This window comes from Streptomyces sp. NPDC058086, assembly GCF_042885015.1.
Lineage (GTDB): Bacteria > Actinomycetota > Actinomycetes > Streptomycetales > Streptomycetaceae > Streptomyces.
The window spans coordinates 1-2,224 of the sequence record NZ_JBHVST010000269.1 but is presented as its reverse complement, the minus strand read 5'-3'; the positions used below and the strand labels follow the sequence as shown (position 1 = coordinate 2,224).

The window sequence follows — 2,224 nt, the reverse complement described above, 5'->3', positions numbered from 1 at the left end:
CCCCCACCGGATCCCCGCGAACGCCTATCCGCCCTCACCGTCCCGTCCTCACGAAGATCACGCAAGACTCTCCGTGAAAAGACCAGCAGAGTCCGGAGCGTGGACACGGGGGCTCATGCTGCGAGTGTGAGTTTACGTTCTCTCTGCTGTTGTTGTTCGAACTCGGCTGGCGAGAGGTAGTTCAGGGCACTGTGGCGCCTGCGGGCGTTGTAGTAGATGAGTCACTGGAAGATTTCCAGCCTCGCCTGACGCATCGTCGAGAACAGTCTCTGGTGCATCGTCTCTCTCTTGAGTCCCTGCCAGAACGACTCGGCGAGGGCATTGTCATAACTCGAGCCGACCCGGCCCATGCTTCTGCGGATTCCGAAACCCTCGCAGACCTGGGCGAACGCACGCGCCGCGCCCAGCGAGCCAAGGGGCCGTGATCACTCGCCCCAAAGCAGCTCCAGCCCGCTAGGCGGAAGGTCATCGTCGTCCGTGCCTGTCGGGCATGCTTTGGGGAGTGTGACTGATAGGCCGATGCTCTCCATCGCGGCTTGGAAGGGGACTCCGGGTGGTGTTGCCCCTGACCAAATCACAGAGGTGCAGGTGCTGGTGTCGCAGTTTCCGCCGAATGTGAAAAAGTCGCCGCTCTCCACGGACTTGCAGCGGCACACAGCGTGTCCCGGGTTGCGCGGGTCGATTTCGCAGTCCATGTCCAGACAGTTTGCCCATTGTGCTCGGGGTGTGCAGGTCATGGTGCGGGTATGGTGGTTGGTGTTTTGTGTCGAGAACGTCGATACCAATCTGTTGTTGACTGGTGCCCGTTTTGCACACGACTTATAGCCGTAGGAGTAGCCGTATTCCACCACGCAGCGGCAGATGAGGACGTTCGGGTCGCTCGGCGAGGGTTTGCAGGCGGCTTTGGTACACAGCGCGTAGCGCTGTTTGCAGAGCCATCCCCCAGCGAACTTCACTTGCTTTGGGCGCCAGTTCGCCCCGGTAACGCCGCGGGCCATCGCGCGGGTGGACATGACGGCGGGCACCATCGTGGCCGAGGCGAACAACAGCGCGCGTCGTGCGATCGTTGATCTACGACGCGGTTGGAGTGCCCTGGTCACCAGGTCGGCGATCTCTGCTGACCCAGCTGCCGGCGCGGCGGCGAGGATCCGGTCGGTGTCGATCAGCATTGCGCTGGGTGTGGCGGTCAGACCGTAAGTGGTGAGCAGCATTCGGTCTTCGTCTACCAGTAGGTTCCGCAGCCCGTGCTCACGTGAGAAGGCAACGCTGTCTGCGGGGGGACCGCCGTTCACGATTGCGATGGTCAGCCGTTCTGCGTAGGCCTGTTGCCACCGGGCCACCTGTGGCAGCAGTGCGTCGCACGCGCTGCACGCGTGATCAGTGAAGAGAAGCAGGAGTGGCTGATGCGCAGCGGCAAACAGTTTGTCGAGAGTCCATACTTGTCCCGTTGTGTCAGGCAGTGAGAAGCCCGGTGTGACCATGCCCGGTCGCACTTTCCCGGATCGCTTGAGTCCCAGCACCACCCAACACGTCGCTGCGATGGTCCCCAGGCCCGTGAAGAACCATGGGGCACGCCCGTCGGTTGCGACGAATCCCGCCGTAGCTGCGAGGAGCCCGTTGCGTGCGAGCGTGGCCCACCCGACCGGCGTGGCGCGTAGCCCTCCGAAGCAGTGGCAATCCGGGGTCCGGCCGCGTGCGATGCTCACCACGATGGCCAGGCAGAACGTCAGCAACAGTCCGAGCGCTCCAAGCGCACCGATTCTTGCCCATGGGTTGACGATAAGGGCCAGGGCTGTGACGAACTCGTAGGAGACGAGAAGGTATCCAAGCGGCTTCCCCGTTCGAGCTGGCAGGCCGAAGCTTGCGATTGCGCGAGGCAGTCCCTCGCGGTCCATGAGTTTGGCGATCCCCGCGACCCCGAAGACCGCAGCCAACACCAGCCGTGCTGCCAGGACCATGCCCGCTCACTCCAATCGTTCTGGACGCCCTCCGGACGGAGCGCAGGCATCACGCACACACCACGGCGCCCCGAACGACTCGTACCGCCTTGTGAGGTCGCGAACAACACTCCACAGGTCAGACTCACCCAGACGGCCGTGAGCCCGGTGGCCGATCGGCATCAATGGCGTCCATCCCTTGTTCTTCGCAGGGAATCCCGGTCTTCAGGCCGGGCGGGAATGCGATCCTCGGCCCGGAGGCGCGAAGCGCCGGAGTTCTCTGCGCC

The 2,224-nt window shown here is 63.6% G+C and carries 3 protein-coding genes; all 3 read right to left on the bottom strand.

The window, feature by feature from the left end; all coding sequences use genetic code 11:
• Positions 1 to 113 precede the first annotated feature (113 nt).
• The 3 genes from ACFVWD_RS58135 to ACFVWD_RS58125 all read right to left on the bottom strand — a co-directional run bounded on the left by ACFVWD_RS58135 (position 114) and on the right by ACFVWD_RS58125 (position 1,958).
• Positions 114 to 218, bottom strand: a complete 105-nt coding sequence (locus ACFVWD_RS58135) for an IS3 family transposase (RefSeq protein WP_389607266.1) — start codon at positions 216 to 218, stop codon at positions 114 to 116.
• Positions 219 to 221: 3 nt separating this feature from the next.
• Positions 222 to 362: an integrase core domain-containing protein gene (locus ACFVWD_RS58130; RefSeq protein WP_389607264.1), complete on the bottom strand. Its 141-nt coding sequence runs from the start codon at positions 360 to 362 to the stop codon at positions 222 to 224.
• Positions 363 to 425: 63 nt separating this feature from the next.
• Positions 426 to 1,958 (bottom strand): MauE/DoxX family redox-associated membrane protein, encoded by a 1,533-nt coding sequence (locus ACFVWD_RS58125; protein WP_389607263.1) that lies wholly within the window; start codon positions 1,956 to 1,958, stop codon positions 426 to 428.
• Positions 1,959 to 2,224: the final 266 nt, after the last annotated feature.